An 18,689-nucleotide genomic window follows, 5' to 3' on the forward strand; every position below is an offset into this window, starting at 1 on the left:
TCAGTAGTCATATCAGTCGATTCCGCCCGTCAGGGTCGTCTGCTCAGCATAGTCGAGGTGTTTGACGAGCTGCGCACGCAGCCGGGCACTTACCTCGGCAAATTCAATCGATCCTGCGTGGTCGCTCAGCTGGGTCATCGCCAGCCCGGCGTAGCCGCAGGGATTAATCCGTCGAAACGGTTCCAGGTTCATATCCACGTTCAGGGCCAGGCCATGAAAGGAACAACCGTGGCGAATCCGCAAACCCAGAGAAGCGATTTTCGCCCCGTCGACGTACACGCCGGGAGCGTCTGGCTTGGCCGCTGCGGTTACCCCGTAACTGGCCAGCAGTTCGATCAGGCAAAGCTCCATGCGGCTGACCAGATCACGCACGCCGAAACCCAGCTTGCGTACATCCAGCAGCAGGTAGGCCACCAACTGGCCGGGACCATGATAAGTCACCTGCCCGCCGCGATCGACCTGCACTACCGGGATATCGCCCGGTAGCAACAGGTGTTCGGCCTTGCCGGCCTGGCCCTGAGTGAACACCGGCGGGTGTTCGACGAGCCAGATTTCGTCGGCGGCATCGCTGCCGCGTTCGTTGGTAAAACGTTGCATGGCATGCCAGACCGGCTCGTAAGCCATCTGGCCGAGCTCACGAAAGCCCAGCGTGCCCGGCATCACAACACCATGTGCACGAAGCCGGTCGCCCGCAGTTCGCTGTTGATGTTGTACAGCTGATCCTGATCGGTCGCGACGATGTGCAACTGAATGGTGGTGTATTTGCCGTTGGTGCTTTGACGCTCGTCGATGCGTTCATCATTGATGGTCGCGTGTTTCTTGACGATGTCGATGATCTTGTCTTTGTTGCCAACGCCGGTATCGCTGATCACCTTAACGGGATAATCAACCTGGGGAAATTCGATCTTTGGCGCCTTTACTTCGGTATCGGTCATGGCGTAACGGCCTCTAGAGCGCAAGCCGTGGTAACGCACATGGCCCCGCACCGGATCGGGGCGGGGCCATGCAGGTCAACACAAATCAGTTGAACAAGCCGTAGAAGAATAGACGGATGCTATCCCACATGCGGCGGAAGATACCACCCTCCTCGACGCCATCCAGAGCGATCAGGTCGGCGCTGTGCACGACCTTGTCTTCCAGTTTGACTTCGACTTTACCGATCACGTCGCCCTTGGCGATTGGCGCGGTCAGTTGCGGGTTCATGGTCATGCTCGCAGCAAGCTTTTTCAGCTGGCCTTTTGGCAGGGTCATGGTCAGGTCTTCAGCCAGGCCGGCCTTGACTTGATTGGTGGTGCCTTTCCACACCGGGGCCTGAGCCAGTTCGGTGCCCTTCTGATAGAAGGTCTGGGTTTCGAAGAAGCGGAAGCCGTAAGTCAGCAGCTTCTGGGTTTCAGCGGCGCGAGCCACCTCGCTGTTGGTGCCGAACACCACGGCGATCAGGCGCTGGCCGTCACGTACAGCCGAGGACACCATGCAGTAGCCGGCTTCGTCGGTGTGACCGGTTTTCAGACCGTCGACGGTCTTGTCGCGCCACAGCAGCAGGTTGCGGTTAGGCTGCTTGATGCCGTTCCAGAAGAACTCTTTCTGCGAGTAGATCGCATAGTGAGCCGGGTCTTCGTGGATGATCGCACGGGCCAGGATCGCCATGTCGTGAGCCGACGAGTAGTGCTCAGGGTTTGGCAGACCGGTCGGGTTCATGAAGTGGGAATTGGTCATGCCCAGATCAGCGACTGTCTTGTTCATCAGGTCGGCGAACGCGTCTTCGCTGCCGGCGATGTGCTCGGACAGCGCGACGCTGGCGTCGTTGCCGGACTGGATGATGATGCCGTGCAGCAGGTCGCTGACAGTGACCTGCGAGCCGACTTTGATGAACATCCGCGAACCGCCGGTACGCCAGGCGTTTTCGCTGACGGTCACCGGATCGTTTTCACCGATCTGGCCACGACGGATTTCCAGGGTCGCGATGTACGCGGTCATCAGCTTGGTCAGGCTGGCCGGTGGCAGACGCTGGTCGCCATTGTTCTCGACCAGCACGTTGCCGCTGCTGGCATCCATCAGGACGTAGGCTTTGGCGGCCAGTTGCGGTGGCGACGGCATCATCTCGGCCGCGAAGGCGGCTGGCGAGAGGAGCAGCGGGACTAGCAGACACAGGCGTTTGGCAAAGGTGGTGATGTTCATCCGTCTCTCGAAATCGCTAATGGAAACTGTCCTTGCGGACAAAATTTAATCAGATGACTTTCTAACGAGCCATCGCGTGTTCAGTTGCTCACTCCAGTCACCCTTGCCGGGCTTTTGTTCTTCGACGAGCCAACAACCTGGTTCACCCCCCAATACTGCAAGTGAACCGTCAATCAAGTTCTACGTATTACTCGGTGACCACACTTGGCGAACCAAGGTTGGCCAGGCGCACGCTGTTCTGCACCTGGGCAATTTCACCCGGCGAGCCGATCGGCCCCAGTCGCACCCTGTGCAGGGTCTGCTGATTGCGCACGATCGAACTGATGAACACCGGAGCGCTCACCATCCCGCTGAGCTTCGACCTCAGGAGTTCTGCAGCGTCCGGGTTGGCGAACGCGCCCACCTGCAGATACTGGCCAGTTGCTGTTGCAGAAGCGTTTTTTTTTGCACTCATCGGCACGGGGACGGTGTCGGAGGCATGTTGCTGCGGCGGTGGCGTCCATTGCTCGACGGTGCCAGCCGAAGCCGTGATCACCGGAGCGCTGTTCTGCGCGACCTGTGGCTCGTTGAGCATCAACGGTGCCGGACGGCCCTTGGCGGCCCAGTATTGCTGCGGATCGATGCCTTCAACCTTGACGCGCGCAGTACCGGTTTCGGCGTAACCGAGTTTTTTCGCGGCGGCGTACGACAAGTCGATGATGCGATCGGAATAGAACGGCCCACGGTCGTTGACGCGCAGGATCACCGTGCGGTTGTTGTCCAGGTTGGTCACCCGAACGTAACTTGGCAGTGGCAATGTCTTGTGCGCGGCACTCATGCCGTACAGGTCGTAAACCTCGCCATTGGCGGTGTTCTGGCCGTGAAACTTGGTGCCATACCAGGACGCCGTGCCGGAGGCGACGTAGGTCTTGGATTCCTGCAACGGGAAGTAGGTTTTGCCCAGTACGGTGTACGGGTTGGCCTTGTACGGACCGGTGTGCAGGGTTGGTGTGGCATCAGGAATGCGCGAAACATCGACGTCCCACCACGGCGCGCCATCTTTGTGCGCGCGGTTGATATCCAGACCCGGCTGTGCTCGCACAGCGGTATTGGAGGTTTTCGGCGTCGGGGAACGGCTGGTCGTGCAACTGGCGACCAATACCGCCAACGCAGCGAATGCCACCAGCTTCAGGGGTTTATTGTTAGGCAATGCCCGCATTACTTGACGCCCCGTGCTTGTACCAGCTGTTCAGACAGTTGATGTACGGCCATGGCGTACATCACGCTGCGGTTATAACGCGTGATCGCGTAGAAATTCTTCAGGCCCATCCAGTATTCAGGGCCGTTGTCGCCTTCGAGGCGAAATGCAGTCACCGGCATATCATCGCGCAGCGCATCATGACTTGACCAGCCCAGCACCCGCAACTCTCCAACGGTTTTCGTCGGCTCGATGCCGGTGGTCAGGCCTTCATCAACCTGCTCGCCACGCACATCGGCACGGCTGACTACCGGCTCACCGGCAACCCAGCCATGACGTTTGAAATAGCTCGCTACGCTGCCAATCGCATCATCCGGGTTGTTCCAGATATTGATGTGGCCGTCACCGTCGAAATCCACCGCATACGCACGAAAGCTGCTCGGCATGAACTGCGGCAGGCCCATGGCCCCGGCGTACGAGCCTTTGAGGGTCAATGGATCGACCTGTTCTTCACGCGCCAGCAGCAGGAACTCACGCAGTTCCTTGCGGAAAAATTCGGCACGGGGAGGATAGTCGAAACCGAGCGTCGACAAGGCATCGATCACCCGGTAATTACCGGTATTACGTCCGAAAAAGGTTTCAACGCCGATGATCGACACGATGACTTGTGCCGGTACGCCGTATTCCTGCTCGGCACGGGCCAGCGTGGCCTCATGCTGACGCCAGAAATCCACACCACGGGCGATACGCGCGTCGGTGATGAACATCGGGCGGTATTCTTTCCACTGCTTCACGCGCTCGGCAGGTCTGGAAATGGCGTCGAGAATCGCCTGTTTACGCTGAGCCTCGCGGAACACCGCCATCAATTGCTCACCGGCGAAACCATAGTCGCGGGTCATTTCACCGACGAACTCGGCCACCTGAGGCGAGCCTTCGTATTCGCCAGCCAGCGCTTCCTGCACACTGCCCAGCAGGCCCATCAGGCCAACCAGCGGCGCGCATCGAGTCGCCCAGCCACGCATTACTTGCATTGAACTCTTCACCTTATTCAAACCTGTGCGATCCACTTGCGATGGGTATGGATCGACATCAAAACCCCAAACGCTGACAGCAGCGTCACCAGCGAAGTTCCTCCGTAGCTAATGAACGGCAACGGCACCCCTACGACCGGCAACAGGCCACTGACCATACCGATGTTGACGAAAACGTAAACAAAAAACGTCATGGTCAGCGCACCGGCGAGCAATTTGCCGAACAGCGTCTGGGCCTGAGCGGTGATCACCAGTCCTCGGCCGATCAGCAATAGATAGATCAGCAACAGCGCACAGATGCCCACCAGGCCGAACTCTTCGCCGAGTACGGCAATGATGAAGTCGGTGTGGCTTTCCGGCAGAAAATCCAGGTGTGACTGGGTGCCGAGTAGCCAGCCTTTGCCGAACACGCCGCCGGAACCGATCGCGGCTTTCGACTGAATGATGTTCCAGCCCGTGCCGAGCGGATCACTTTCCGGGTCGAGGAAGGTCAGGATTCGCTGCTTCTGGTAGTCGTGCATGATGAAAAACCACATCGCCACCGACACTGGAATCGCCGCCGCCAGCACGCTGAGAATCCAGCGCCAGCGCAGCCCGCCCATGAACAGCACGAACGCACCGCCCGCGAGAATCAGCAGCGAAGTACCGAGATCAGGCTGGCGGACGATCAGGATGAACGGCACGCCGATCAGCATCAAACTGATGCCGACGTGCTTGAGTTGCGGCGGCAACGTGCGTTTGGACAGATACCAGGCGATGGTCGCCGGCATCAGGATTTTCATGAACTCCGAGGGCTGGAAGCGGATCACTCCGGGGATGTTGATCCAGCGTGTGGCGCCCATGGCGTTGTGGCCCATGATGTCCACCACCAACAGCAGCACCACGCCGATCACATAACCAAGCGGCACCCAGCGCGCCATGAAACGCGGCTCGAACTGGGCGATGACGATCATCGACACCAGACCGATGCCGAACGAGGTCGCCTGTTTGGCCAGCAGGTCCCAGCTCTTGCCGCTCGCCGAATACAGCACGAACAGGCTGCCGGCGGCGAGGATCAGCAGCAGGATCAGCAACGGGCCATCGATATGCAGTCTTTGCAGCAGCGTCGCGCGGCGACGCATCACATCCTCACTGGAGAGCATGCGATCAAAGTTATTCATCACGGGCCGTAGCCTCCGCACTGATTGGGCTGGCGTATTCGGCCTTCAAACGTCCGTCCTGATCGAGCAGCCAGGCGTCCATGACCTGACGCACCACGGGTGCGGCAACGCCGGAACCGGACTCACCGTTCTCGACCATCACCGACACGACGATGCGCGGGTCATCGGCCGGAGCGAAACCGACGAACAAGGCGTGGTCGCGGTGACGCTCCTGAACCTTGGAGCGGTCGTACTTCTCGCCCTGCTTGATCGCGACGACCTGCGCCGTACCCGATTTGCCGGCGATACGGTATTGCGCGCCGATGGCCGCTTTGCGCGCGGTACCGCGAGCGCCGTGCATCACTTGCTGCATGCCGTGATTGACCTTGGTCCAGTCCGACGGATCACGCAGGACAATGTCCGGCATCGGATTCTCGTCCACCGGCTTCACCCCTTCGAGGGATTTGGCCAAGTGCGGGCGATTCCAGATGCCTTTGTTGGCGACCAGCGCAGTCGCCTGGGCCAGTTGCAGCGGAGTCGATTGCATGTAGCCCTGGCCGATCCCGAGGATCAGGGTTTCGCCGGGGAACCACGCCTGCTTGCGCGTCGCCCGCTTCCATTCACGGGACGGCATCAGGCCGGGGGATTCTTCGAACATGTCCAGCGAGACCTTCTGGCCGATGCCGAACTTGTTCATGTAGGCCGAGAGCCGATCAATGCCGAGCTTGTGCGCCAGGTCATAGAAGTAGGTGTCGTTGGACCGCATGATCGCCGTGTCGAGGTCGACAAAGCCGTCGCCCGTGCGGTTCCAGTTACGGTATTTGTGATCGTAGTTGGGCAGCATGTAGTAGCCCGGGTCGAACACTCGACTGGACGCCGTCACCACACCGGAATCAAGACCGGCAATCGCCACCGCAGGCTTGATCGTCGAACCCGGCGGATACAGACCGCGCAGCACGCGGTTGAACAAGGGCCGGTCGATGGAATCACGCAACTCGGCGTAGGCCTTGAAGCTGATGCCGGTGACGAACAGGTTCGGGTCAAAGCTCGGCTGACTGACCATCGCCAGCACCTCGCCGGTCTTTGGATCGAGCGCGACGACTGCACCACGACGCCCGCCCAACGCTGCCTCGGCCGCTTCCTGCAACTTGATGTCCAGGCTCAGGACGATGTCCTTGCCGGGAATCGGATCGGTGCGCTTGAGCACTCGCAGTACGCGGCCACGGGCGTTGGTCTCGACTTCTTCGTAACCGACCTGACCGTGCAATTCCGGCTCGTAGAAACGCTCGATGCCGGTTTTGCCGATGTGATGGGTGCCGCTGTAATTGACCGGATCGAGGCTCTTCAGCTCTTTCTCGTTGATCCGCCCCATGTATCCCACCGAATGCGCAAAATGCGCGCCCTGCGGATAGTGACGAACCAATTGTGCAACCACTTCCACGCCCGGCAGGCGGAACTGATTCACCGCGATCCGGGCAATCTGCTCTTCGCTCAGCTCGAACAGGATCGGCACCGGCTCGAACGGCCGGCGCCCCTGACGCATGCGTTTTTCGAAGATAACCCGGTCTTCAGGCGTCAGCTCCAGCACTTCGACGATAACGTCGAGCACTTGCTGCCAGTCGCCGGAGCGCTCGCGGGTCATGCTCAGGCTGAAGCTCGGACGGTTGTCCGCCACCACCACGCCGTTGCGGTCGAAAATCAACCCACGGGTCGGCGGAATCGGCTGCACGTGGACGCGGTTGTTTTCCGAGAGCGTCGAGTGGTACTCGTACTGGATCACCTGCAAGTAATACAGGCGCGCGATCAGCACGCCGATCAGCAACATGATCGCAATGGCCCCGAACACGACGCGGCTACGCACCAGGCGTGCGTCCTTTTCGTGGTCCTTGATGCGGATCGGCTGAGACATGAGGGCTGGATTACTTGTGGTAAGGGTGACCGGACAGCACGGTCCAGGCACGATACAACTGTTCGCCGATCAGGATCCGCACCAGTGGGTGCGGCAACGTCAGCGGCGACAACGACCAACGCTGATCGGCCCGGGCACAGACTTCCGGCGCCAGCCCTTCCGGGCCACCAACCATGAAATTGACCGTGCGCGAATCCAGCCGCCAGCGATCAAGTTCGACCGCCAGTTGCTCGGTGCTCCAGGGTTTGCCGTGGACTTCCAGCGTGACAATCCGCTCGTTCGGCCCTACCTTGGCCAGCATGGCTTCGCCTTCCTGGCGGATGAAACGGGCCACGTCGGCATTCTTGCCACGGGTATTGAGCGGTATTTCCACCAGTTCCAGCGCCAGCTCGGACGGAAGACGCTTGGCATATTCATGCCAGCCTTCTTCCACCCACTTGGGCATGCGTGAACCGACGGCGATCAGGCGCAGTCGCACAGCAATCCCTTACAGCTGGTCTTTGTTGAGCTTGGTGAAGTGCTCGTGGGTGTTTTCCGGGCTGTGGTGCTTGGCGTCGGCCGCACGGCTTTGCTCGGCACCGGCCCACAGGCGCTCCAGGTCGTAGAACTGACGTGCCGAGGCGGTCATCATGTGCACGATCACCAGGTCCAGGTCCAACAGCACCCAGTCGCTGTCGCCCTTGCCTTCTTCGCCCAGCGGCTTGGCGCCCTGCTTTTTGACTTCTTCGCGAACCTTGTCGAGCATCGCGTTGATCTGGCGGTTGGACGTACCGGTAGCGATGATCATGTAGTCAGTGATGCTCTGCTTGTCGCGGACATCAATGATCTGGATATCTTGCGCCTTGACGTCTTCCAGTGCCGCTTCGGCAAGCTTGACCAGCTGATCGCCAGTCAGTGGCTCATTGGTGTTGATCGGCTCAGGCAGCGGAGCGCTCTTGAATGTACCTTTGCGCTTAACTTTCTTTTCGTTGTCAGTCATATAAAACTCGTTTTGCTCATATATTCGGCGGCTTGGCGATACGTGGATTCGTATCAGTGAAGCACGCCTTGCTCAGTTCGACGCACGGTACAGACCGTGCGCATCGATGTAGGCCAGGACCGCGTCGGGCACCAGGAAACGTACCGACTTACCGCTGGCCAGCAGTTGACGGATCTGGGTGGCGGAAACCGCGAGCGGTGTCTGCCAGACGAATGCAATCTGTCCGCTCGGCCCTTTCAGGGCCAGCGGGTCGCTCACCGAACGCGCTGCCAGCAGGTTGCGCAAGGCATCCGGCGGTTCGCTGTCGGCGTCCGGGCGCTGTAGCACCAGGATGTGGCAATGCTGGAGCAACTCCTCCCAGCGGTGCCAAGTGGGCAGGCCGCAAAATGCGTCCCAGCCCAAAAGCAGAAAAACCTGGGTCTCGGCGGGCATTTCAGCCCGCATCGACTCCAGGGTATCAATGGTCCAGGACGGTTTGTCCCGCTGCAATTCGCGGGCGTCCACCACCAGCGGCGGCATTCCGGCCACCGCACACTCGACCATCGCCAGCCGATCCTGCGCCGACACCTGCGGCGTACCGCGATGGGGCGGGCGCGCGTTCGGCATCAGGCGCAACTCGTCGAGCGCCAGCGCTTCGGCAACTTCCAGCCCACCGCGCAGATGACCGATGTGCACCGGATCGAACGTGCCGCCCAGAACGCCAATGCGCCGAGGGCGGGACTCGCTGCCGGGTGCCGGCGCTGTCAGGTCGAGGTCGGTCAAGTCAGACCGTCGCCTGGCCGCGCAACTGGCCATCACCGACCACGACGTACTTCTCGCAAGTCAGTCCTTCGAGGCCCACCGGGCCGCGGGCGTGCAGCTTATCAGTAGAAATGCCGATCTCGGCACCCAATCCGTATTCAAATCCATCGGCGAAACAGGTCGGGGTGTTGATCATCACCGACGCCGAGTCGACTTCCGCGACAAACCGACGGGTGTCGGCGAGGTTTTCGCTGACAATCGAGTCGGTGTGATGGGAGCCGTAATGGTTGATGTGTTCAATGGCCTGATCCAGACCGTCGACCACGCGAATCGACAAAATCGGCGCCAGATACTCGGTGCTCCAGTCGTCTTCGCTGGCGGCAACGGCGTCGATGATCGCCCGCGTACGTTCGCAACCACGCAGTTCGACGCCTTTTTCGCGGAACTGGGCGGCCATCGACGGCAGGAAATCCTTGGCAACAGTTTGATCGACCAGCAATGTCTCCATCGCACCGCAAATACCGTAGCGATAAGTCTTGGCGTTGAAAGCAATGCGTTGGGCTTTCGGCAAGTCGGCATGGGCACTGACGTAAACGTGGCAGATGCCGTCCAGATGCTTGATCACCGGCACACGGGCATCGCGACTGATGCGTTCGATCAGGCCACGGCCACCGCGCGGCACGATCACATCGACGTACTCGGGCATGGTGATCATCGCGCCAACGGCGGCACGGTCAGTGGTTTCGACCACTTGCACCACGGCGGCGGGCAATTCGGCCTCGGCCAGACCGCGTTGAATGCACGCGGCAATCGCCCGGTTGGAATGAATCGCCTCGGAGCCGCCGCGCAGGATGGTCGCGTTGCCGGACTTCAGGCACAGGCTCGCGGCATCGATGGTCACGTTTGGCCGGGATTCGTAGATGATCCCGATCACGCCCAGCGGCACACGCATTTTGCCGACCTGAATCCCCGACGGACGGAAGCTCATGTCGCGGATCGCACCAACCGGGTCCGGCAGTGCAGCGACCTGACGCAGACCGACGATCATGCCGTCGATACGCGCCGGGGTCAGTTCCAGACGCTCCAGCAATGCCGGTTCCAGACCATTGGCGCGGCCGGCAGCCAGATCCTGCTCATTGGCGGCGGCTAGCTCGGCACGCGCGGCGTCCAGGGCATTGGCAGCAGCCTGCAAGGCGCGGTTTTTCTGCGCGGTGCTGGCACGGCCGATGACCCGGGAGGCTTCACGGGCGGCGCGACCCAATCGGGTCATGTAGTCAAGAACGGACTCAGTCATGGTCTGCTGGGGTCTTGGCAAAGAGGAAAGCGGCAGATTATAGCTGTCGCGTCCCGGGACTAACAGCGGTGACGGGCGGATGGTCGAAATGAACGCGGATTCGCCGGTGTTCAGGCCCAATTAAGCCACGCGTTGTTATCATCACGACCTCCTGAGCCTGGATAATCATTGCCTGCCATGTCCGATCTGACCGTTCGCAACCGCGCCGAACGCCTGCCGCTGGGGCTGCCCGACGCCTTTTTCGACCGAGATGCGCAAGTGCTGGCGCAGGACCTGCTCGGCAAAGTCATCCGGCACCGGGTTGGCGATCTGTGGCTGAGCGCGCGAATCATCGAAACCGAAGCCTATTACTGTGCCGAAAAAGGCAGCCATGCCTCGTTGGGCTACACAGAAAAACGTAAGGCTTTGTTTCTGGATGGCGGTCACATCTATATGTATTACGCCCGAGGCGGTGATTCGCTGAACTTCAGCGCGCAGGGGCCGGGCAATGCGGTACTGATCAAATCCGCCTATCCGTGGGTCGATGAAGTCAGCGGGCCGGCGAGTCTGGCGCAAATGCTGCTGAACAATCCCGACGCACAGGGACGTGCGCGTCCTTCGCAAAAACTGTGCGCCGGGCAAACCCTCTTGTGCAAAGCGTTGGGACTGAAAGTGCCAGTGTGGGACGCCAAGCGTTTCGATCATGAAGTCCTTCTGGTAGAAGACACCGGGCCGGCACCTTCGCACATCATTCAAACCACCCGCCTGGGCATTCCCCGCGGCCGCGACGAACACCTGATGTACCGCTTTGTCGACGCAAACCATGCGCAATGGTGCACGCGGAACCCGCTGCGACGCGGTCAGGTCGAAGGCCGGGATTATTTCTTGCTGTAATCCCCACAGGGTTAATCAACGATTGGAGTTTTTCTGTATGGGCCCATGGCTCGATAGCGTTACCGGGTGGCTGGCGGCGAATCCACAATGGCTGGCTGTGGCGGTGTTCATTGTTGCCTTTGTGGAGTGCCTGGCGATTGCCGGTTTGATCGTGCCGGGCACCGTGCTGCTGTTTGCCGTCGCCGTACTGGCCGGCAGCGGCGCTCTTTCGCTGAGCGAGACGCTGTTGCTGGGTTTCCTCGGCGGGATTCTCGGCGATGCCGTTTCGTACTTCCTCGGCCGCCATTTCCACCAGAACATTCGACGCCTGCCGGGGCTACGGCATCATCCGGAATGGATGGCCGGTGCCGAGTCGTATTTCCAGCGCTACGGCATCGCCAGTCTATTGGTCGGCCGCTTCATCGGGCCGTTGCGGCCAATGCTGCCCATGGTCGCCGGCATGTGCGACATGCCCTTCCCGCGTTTCGCCGCTGTCAGCCTGCTGGCGGCTGCCGGCTGGAGTCTGGCCTATTTGCTGCCGGGCTGGGCCACCGGCGCGGCCTTCCGCCTGCCATTGCCAGAAGGGTTCTGGCTGGAAGCCGGGATTGTCGCCGGCAGCATCGCCGTGATGGTCGGCCTCAGCGTCAACAGCAGCCTGCGCCGGCACCGCCGCGCGACGATCTGGATCAGCAGCATGAGCCTGTTGATTCTGATTGGCCTGTTCATCGGCTACCCGTACCTGACCGCGCTCGATCAAGGCGTAATGACGCTGGTGCAGGAACATCGCCAACCAATGCTGGATGAAATTGCGGTCACGCTGACCCTGGTCGGCGAGTTCCGCAACATGCTGTTGTTCAGCGCCCTGCTGACCGGTCTGTTGCTGCTGTGCCGGCAATGGCGCCAGGCGATCTTCGTCGGCGGCACGCTCCTGGTGACCGCACTGGCCAACACCGGAACCAAATATTTCTTTGCCCGGGTGCGCCCGGAAGTGCTGACCGATCCATTGACCACCTACAGCATGCCCAGTGGCCATGCCTCAGGTTCGTTCGCGCTGTTTCTGACCCTGGCAGTACTCGCCGGCCGTGGCCAGCCGCCACGCATGCGCCTGACCTGGTTGCTGATCGCCTGTATTCCGGCTCTTTCCATCGCACTGTCGCGGGTCTATCTGGGGGCTCACTGGCCAACCGACGTATTGGCCGGCGCTATGCTCGCCGCCTGTGTCTGCGCTGCCGCCCTGTGGCTGAGTCAACGCAAAACCGCACTCAATCCCATGCCGTACAAGATCTGGTGGTTGATCTTGCCGGCCATGTTGGCGCTGTTTGGCTTTTTCGTCCTCAGGCATCTGCCTCATACGCTGTTGCGTTACGCCTATTGAACGAGGCAATACACAAGGCTTATTTCCTTCGCGCTGCTCTTTTAAGAAACTTCCGACATGAGCGGCGCACTTCTCCCATTCAAACTTTCTCGCAGCCGGTAAAACTTCCCGCCTGACCAACCGACAACTTCATACATTTAAAAGACGCTATAACAAAAGTTACACTTCCAACAAGAATTAGAACAACAATAACTTTCGCCACGCCGAAAATGCGCTAGATTAAATTCACAAACATTAAAACCCGTCAAACTCACCCCTTCAACTTCAATTCGACGGGCCGCATTGCTGTTACAAAAATTTCACCACTTACATCAGGCTTTTAAACTCTTTAATATTATTTCGAGCATTCCATGAGTCCGAAGATTCCCCGCAAACCGCCCCTGTCTTCCTCGCAACAACCTGATCCGGTCTCCCTACACCATCAGCACGTTGCTCCGGGCGTTCCGCCAGCCTACCGATTGCCGGGTTTTGCGCACCCATCGGATCCCGCTCGCCCCACCGGCACGCATTCAACTTCGCAGAGCATCACTCCCCCCTCCGTGGTCATTCATGCCATGCCGACGCAAAATCCGGCCCATCTCGCGAATGACGGTTCGGTGGAAAGCTACTGGCTTTCCGATGAATTTCTGGTAGGCATGCGACCGGCTGACGACAACGGTTTCCACTGGATCGTCAATCGCCAGTTTGTCGACGTCGAATATGCAGGTGGCCTGCAAACCACCCACGTCGGCCTTGATGAAGCGGGCCACTATCGAAGCAAGTCGCTGTTCGAACGCGTGCCGTCCGGCCCGCGGCTTTACAAAAACGAAGGCCAGGCGACCTGGCGCCTGACAGAACGCCCCTCAGAGCCCGCGCTATCGACAAAGCGCCCCGCCCTGCCAACGGCCGAGCACTCCGGTCTTGCTCCCGTTGCCAAGCGACCGCGCCCCGCCCCCGCCTATCTCAACCAAAGCCATTACGCGGCAACACCGCGCTCACCGGACCCTCAGGGCTATTACGAACTCAAACCGTCTCTCGATCGCCACAGCGCCGACATACAATTTGCCTTCAGGGATCAATTCGGCAACTGGGTTCAAGTCGATCCACCCGCCGCCGGATTCGGCGCACAACACGCCCTGTTAAAGCACTGGACCGATCACGAGATCTGGCAGACATACGGCATTCATGGTCAGGAGATCGTGCGATTTCGAACTGAAGCCCAAGCACTTGGCAAACCGCCGCAGTGGGTCGAATCCGTGGCCACGAACAATCCGCTCACCGATTTGCTGGGCGACTCCCTGCGCTGGCTACATCCCGACATGAATCTCCAGCAGCGCGAAACCCTACTGCAGTCCTACAACTTGCTGCCGAGTCAATTGACGCGCTTGCGAGATGACCTGCTCAGCGAACTGGCCATCCCGCAATGGGCTCAGAAACACAAGCACCTGACAGAGAACCTCGATAACCCGCAGCGTCTGGAGCAACTGAGTCGGGACGCGAGCGAAGAACTCAATCTCAAACGCGGTGCTCAACATGACTGGTACAACCCCAAAGCCAGCATGCCCCCTGAAGTGCTCGAAGCACTGCTGAATAAACTCGGTTATCAGCGCAACCAGAACAATTGCCTGTACCGCACGGACGTGCCGGCCCTGTTCCGCGGCGATGATCGTACGCCTTTCGAACTCGCCAATGACGAGGCGATGCTCCCGCGCTACCACCACGAACCCGGCGCGACGACTCACAAGCCGATGAGCGCCACCTTCAGCCTGAATGAAGGTCAGGTATATGCCCGGGCACCCGACCCCGAGTACTTGCGCTTCAACAGCCAGACCAACAAGCACCCGGGAGGGGACGATGACGGCCAGGCCACAGACAGCGATGCCAGTGACACGCCAAGTACCTCGTCTTCCGAGTGGTCCGAAGCCACAAGCCCGATCCCGTGGGATCACGATCGTCACTACGAGTCCACACGTACGCGCCAGACAGTCATGTTTCTGTATGCGCTTGACACCCGCCGTCTTGAGGTGGTCCCCCATGAAGAAAACATTCGCTTCAACTCAGCGGCCCGCGATACCTCCACGACCTGGTTTCCCTCCGATGATTTCGAAGGGCTGATTTCGGTCACCCGAAGCGGGCTGAATGCCGACCGCGTCTGGCTATTGAACACCGCCCTGACCAAAGGGGTGAAAGTCGACAACATCAGGTACCAGGCCGGAGATCGCGCTGAACGGATCGAGGCCGCCACCCATGCCGGGCACGCCAACAAATTCGAATACGACCTGCTGATCGACCAGGTCGAGGCCGCAGGCAAGCCCGTGCTCAGACTGTCCGGCAACGGCAACGAATTCGCCTACGACATCACTTGGCCCGAAACGGACAAACCACCAACTCAAGGCCAGTGATACGCCGGTAAGGACACCGGATCCATGGGCTTTACATTAAAGGATTAATGACATGTCAAAAATCATCTCCCCACCTATGCAGATTGCCAACGTCAGCCCCGTTCAGGTCGTGCCTCTCGACGTTTCGGCCAATCCTCATACACCGCTGGCGAGCACGCTCCACGACGTCACGCCGTCAGACGACGCTGACGCCCCCTATCGACGCACGCTCAAATCCCTCGACAAGCATTTCGGGCGGCTACGTTTCGGCGAAATACTGACCAGCCGCGTCGAACTTCAGGCATTGGGCGCCACGGTCCACGGCCAACCCATCAGCCCTGCGAACGCAGGCATGCAGACACCGGATCAAACATTTCTCGACGGGCTCAATTTCGAGGAGACCAGAGTCAAGGACCGACTGCGTTCGGCGCATACCCCGGACAGCGACACCCCGGCCATGCTGTTCTTCGAGATCGCCTTGATGCGTTCGGTAGACGCCCCTCCTCTGTTCATCAGCGATACACCGCAGGCTCCAGGCAGCGCGATGGATCGCATGAATCAGTTGGGCAAGGCCGCGCAGAAACTGGATATCCACCGTGCCGACTCTTTCGAAAACGCCCCTGGCTGGATCAGTAAAAACAAAAGCTATCTGATGAGCGGCGCAGGCGTAGGCATGCAGGCATTCGGCATCTACAGCGGCTACAGGGCAATGATCGACGCGATCAGACAAGGCGATGCGCTGGAAGCGATTTTCCAGGGAGGTTCGATCGCTGCCGAATTCGGCTCATTGATCATCGAACGAGGCCTGACCAAGACCGGTGAGGCGATGCTCACGAATGGCGCGACCGCGTTCAAGTATTTCCCGCTGACTTCGGTAGGCAAATACATGAGCCGGGGCGCCGGATTGTTCGCCAGCGTGATCACCCTTCCGTTCGACATCATCGATGCGGTCAAATCGTTCAACGCCGCCGCTGCAGCGCAAGGTAAAGAAGCTCAGGATCACTATGTCAGTGGTGGCCTGAGCGTCGCCGGCGCAGGTATCAGCCTGGTGCTGGGCATCGCTGCACTGGCAGGCTTCGGCAGTACCGCCGGGCCGCTCGGCCTTGCCGCCGCCGGTTTGCTCATCGCCGCCTCGGTGATTTACCAGGCCGCAAGGGTGGTGGATGACATTGATGATTACATTGAACTGACTTTCCACGAACGCTTGCGCTCTGGCTGGTTCGCCTTCACCCGCCAGGACCTGGACACGCAAGTCATGGATCGCTTCAAGCTTTCCAAAGGCTTTATTGATCACGAGAAGCAGCTGGAACTGTCTGCTAAGGACCTGCTTGAAGGCGCCTACAAAAACGCCATCGAGCACGTAGTGAATGGCATTTTCAGCGTCGAATTGAAGCCGGTTGAACTGTGGCGCTATCAATGGAATGAAAGCACCGGCGAGAAGCCGTTCAAACTCGACAGTCAGGCGGTCATCGTCGGCGGTGACGACATCGTGGATGCCAGTAATGGCTTGCCCGCTGATCTCAAAGGCAAGGTCAGCGGCAGTGCAGGCGATGACAAAGGCGTGCTCTGGCGCCTCGGGGATGGAAATGACCGGGTCGTCGGCGTCAGGGCGAAAACCAACCTCTTCACCTACCGCGAAGGACACAAAGCGCTGACCGGGGGTGACAGGAACGATGCGTTTCATCAGGAGATCAACGAACAGGCTTTGAATCTTGCTACCCCACCGGCTCATCTCAATGTGCTGGATGGTGGCGGCGGCTCAGACACCCTGGCCTTTGAAGGCATTCGCCCGCGTTCTGATACTCGTCACATTGGCCACGACATCAATCTGCAAACGGGCCGAGTGGCTTTGCGAGGAATTGATCTCGCTGCTGATGCGATGGAAGTCGCACACCTCACCTCGTTTGAAAACGTCTCGACATTGCACAAGGGGACGAGCAGGGTCATCGGGACTGATGAGGCCAACCGGATTGTCGCCAACGGTTACGACCGCATCAGCACCGGCGCCGGTGACGACACCATTGCCATCTACGGAACTGACTGCCGGGTTGAGGGCGGGGCCGGCACAGATCGGTACTACATTGCCAACACCAATGCACGGACGACGATTGTCGAGGATGGTGAGCAGTCGAGCCTGATCGAGTTCGGTTGGCCAATGGAGGTCATTCAGCAATGGGAGATCGTCGGCACCTCGTTGATCGTGCGCTCCTTGCGCGACGAAGATGGCAGAGATCCCGAACATGTCCTGACCATCGAAAATGTCTACCAATGGATCGAGAACAAACGCCACCTGAGGAACGGCCAGTGGCGATTCATGACGGAGGACGGTTATGAGCTGATGGCGCTGCTGCCAGCGCAACCGGACGACACGGTGAATCAACGCATCGAGATGGCAATAACCGTCAGTGGTCAGGCCGCCCTGCCCCCCCAAATCGTCAACGACGGCACCGTCATCATTGCCGCAGAAGGGTTGAAGCGGCATTTCGTGTCACGCACTGAGCGCAATGTCGAGTTTGTGGCCAAGCGCAATACACCTGAAACCTCCAGAAACGTTTACCTGGATTTCACGGATTCGGAAATTGTCGACGTCGTCGTCAGCTATGAGGTCGAAGTGCGCAAAGGCGTTTCGGGTTACACCTACCTGATTTATAAAGATATCGATCTTTCAATCCGGCTGCCGGAAAAAGTCGTGGCATTCAAAGGGGTGATCCAGCCAATCGCTGCCGCTACGGGCTACGGCGGGAGAAACAGCCTGAAAGTCACCACTGCACACCTTGCACAAAACATCGCCCTGATCCTGCAGGATGAAGTTTCATACCGACTTCAAGTGCCCGACCTGGACTACGAAGACGATGTAAAAAATCCCGGCCGCAGGGTACGTCGCACCCGCAGTTGCCTGATAAAGCGCAATGGCAGATATCTGTTTACCCGACCACAACCCGGCGAGAAGACTCCGCTTCCGGCGTATAACAGCACCGTTGTGATCGACGCCAGGCCTCATACCGGCATTTATCTGCTCGAAGGAAAAGGTGCCACTTACGACATCCACCTTGCGAGCAACTCGATCATTCGCCTCTCCACTCCCGGCGCAACGGCAAAAACAAGCAATGCGTCTACCTGGAATCTTTTCAGCCATACGCTGAAAGAAACCGTGTCACGCAACGACATTCAGTTGAACGCCAACCGCTTGCGAGTCGCCAGCGTCACAATTGAATTGCCCGATATCGAAGACGACGTGCCGGTGGAGTTCATCAGCGTAGCAACTTCATCCGGCAACATTTATGAGGTTTCCCTGCTGTTTGAAGTGTTTCAGCTTTACGTCATAGACGCCCGCAGTCATGCCAGCGTCGAGGCGCTTCTGGCCGAGATCACTGCACATCAGCAACGGAACGAACTGGCGGCAGTCGTTTATGTCACCCACATCGCTCCGACGTCTGGAGAAAGCGGCACAGTGCTTTACAACTCGAAGAGGAAGTATTGGGGGCGTGTTGGCGATCCGGCAGCGCGAATCAAACCCGAAGACCTGCTGATCGAAGCGGCCGTCACTCTCTGAACATTTTCAGCCAATGATCAACAAGCCCGGACGATGCTACTCATTGTCCGGGTGCGTGCATCACTCAGCCAAGGAAAGGCTGTGTCAAACATAAAGGAGAT

Annotated in this window: 15 protein-coding genes; 4 read left to right on the forward strand and 11 right to left on the reverse strand. The window is 59.4% G+C overall.

What is annotated here, in order from left to right; all coding sequences use genetic code 11:
* Positions 1-12 precede the first annotated feature (12 nt).
* The 11 genes from lipB to ACM6JQ_RS28890 form a co-directional block, all read right to left on the reverse strand.
* Positions 13-660 (reverse strand): lipoyl(octanoyl) transferase LipB, encoded by a 648-nt coding sequence (gene lipB / locus ACM6JQ_RS28840; protein ID WP_008087909.1) that lies wholly within the window; start codon positions 658-660, stop codon positions 13-15.
* On the reverse strand, positions 660-935 hold the full coding sequence (locus ACM6JQ_RS28845; RefSeq protein WP_007909603.1) for a DUF493 domain-containing protein: 276 nt from the start codon (positions 933-935) through the stop codon (positions 660-662). The genes lipB and ACM6JQ_RS28845 overlap by 1 nt, the downstream gene beginning before the upstream one ends.
* A gap of 85 nt (positions 936-1,020) precedes the next feature.
* Positions 1,021-2,178 (reverse strand): D-alanyl-D-alanine carboxypeptidase family protein, encoded by a 1,158-nt coding sequence (locus tag ACM6JQ_RS28850; RefSeq protein ID WP_007909601.1) that lies wholly within the window; start codon positions 2,176-2,178, stop codon positions 1,021-1,023.
* A gap of 187 nt (positions 2,179-2,365) precedes the next feature.
* On the reverse strand, positions 2,366-3,376 hold the full coding sequence (locus tag ACM6JQ_RS28855; RefSeq protein ID WP_007909599.1) for a septal ring lytic transglycosylase RlpA family protein: 1,011 nt from the start codon (positions 3,374-3,376) through the stop codon (positions 2,366-2,368).
* Positions 3,376-4,386, reverse strand: a complete 1,011-nt coding sequence (gene mltB / locus ACM6JQ_RS28860) for a lytic murein transglycosylase B (protein WP_007909597.1) — start codon at positions 4,384-4,386, stop codon at positions 3,376-3,378. Before mltB ends, ACM6JQ_RS28855 begins: the two co-directional genes overlap by 1 nt.
* Positions 4,387-4,403: 17 nt before the next feature.
* The gene (gene rodA, locus ACM6JQ_RS28865) at positions 4,404-5,507 is read right to left on the reverse strand and encodes a rod shape-determining protein RodA (protein ID WP_042704880.1); all 1,104 of its coding nucleotides are present in this window, start codon (positions 5,505-5,507) and stop codon (positions 4,404-4,406) included.
* A 31-nt stretch (positions 5,508-5,538) separates the two neighbouring features.
* A complete protein-coding gene (gene mrdA / locus ACM6JQ_RS28870) occupies positions 5,539-7,434 on the reverse strand; it encodes a penicillin-binding protein 2 (protein WP_007909593.1) in 1,896 nt (631 codons plus the stop codon).
* Positions 7,435-7,444: 10 nt separating this feature from the next.
* On the reverse strand, positions 7,445-7,912 hold the full coding sequence (gene rlmH / locus ACM6JQ_RS28875; RefSeq protein WP_003185785.1) for a 23S rRNA (pseudouridine(1915)-N(3))-methyltransferase RlmH: 468 nt from the start codon (positions 7,910-7,912) through the stop codon (positions 7,445-7,447).
* A gap of 9 nt (positions 7,913-7,921) precedes the next feature.
* Positions 7,922-8,413 (reverse strand): ribosome silencing factor, encoded by a 492-nt coding sequence (gene rsfS / locus ACM6JQ_RS28880; RefSeq protein ID WP_007909591.1) that lies wholly within the window; start codon positions 8,411-8,413, stop codon positions 7,922-7,924.
* 72 nt (positions 8,414-8,485) lie between these two features.
* Positions 8,486-9,208 carry a nicotinate-nucleotide adenylyltransferase gene (nadD, locus tag ACM6JQ_RS28885; RefSeq protein WP_007909589.1) on the reverse strand — a complete coding sequence of 241 codons (723 nt, stop codon included), beginning with the start codon at positions 9,206-9,208 and terminating at the stop codon, positions 8,486-8,488.
* A complete protein-coding gene (locus tag ACM6JQ_RS28890; protein ID WP_095114093.1) occupies positions 9,177-10,448 on the reverse strand; it encodes a glutamate-5-semialdehyde dehydrogenase in 1,272 nt (423 codons plus the stop codon). The genes nadD and ACM6JQ_RS28890 overlap by 32 nt, the downstream gene beginning before the upstream one ends.
* A 177-nt stretch (positions 10,449-10,625) precedes the next feature.
* Between ACM6JQ_RS28890 and ACM6JQ_RS28895 the strand changes: the two genes are divergently transcribed.
* From ACM6JQ_RS28895 to ACM6JQ_RS28910, 4 genes are all read left to right on the forward strand, one after another.
* Positions 10,626-11,321: a DNA-3-methyladenine glycosylase gene (locus ACM6JQ_RS28895; protein ID WP_007909587.1), complete on the forward strand. Its 696-nt coding sequence runs from the start codon at positions 10,626-10,628 to the stop codon at positions 11,319-11,321.
* A gap of 37 nt (positions 11,322-11,358) precedes the next feature.
* Positions 11,359-12,675 carry a bifunctional DedA family/phosphatase PAP2 family protein gene (locus ACM6JQ_RS28900; protein WP_007909586.1) on the forward strand — a complete coding sequence of 439 codons (1,317 nt, stop codon included), beginning with the start codon at positions 11,359-11,361 and terminating at the stop codon, positions 12,673-12,675.
* A gap of 350 nt (positions 12,676-13,025) precedes the next feature.
* Positions 13,026-15,056: a hypothetical protein gene (locus ACM6JQ_RS28905; protein ID WP_414895085.1), complete on the forward strand. Its 2,031-nt coding sequence runs from the start codon at positions 13,026-13,028 to the stop codon at positions 15,054-15,056.
* A 52-nt stretch (positions 15,057-15,108) separates the two neighbouring features.
* Entirely contained in the window at positions 15,109-18,588 is a 3,480-nt protein-coding gene (locus tag ACM6JQ_RS28910; RefSeq protein ID WP_414895086.1) for a calcium-binding protein, read from the forward strand.
* Positions 18,589-18,689: the final 101 nt, after the last annotated feature.

This window comes from Pseudomonas sp. IT-232MI5 (assembly GCF_949767845.1).
Lineage (GTDB): Bacteria > Pseudomonadota > Gammaproteobacteria > Pseudomonadales > Pseudomonadaceae > Aquipseudomonas.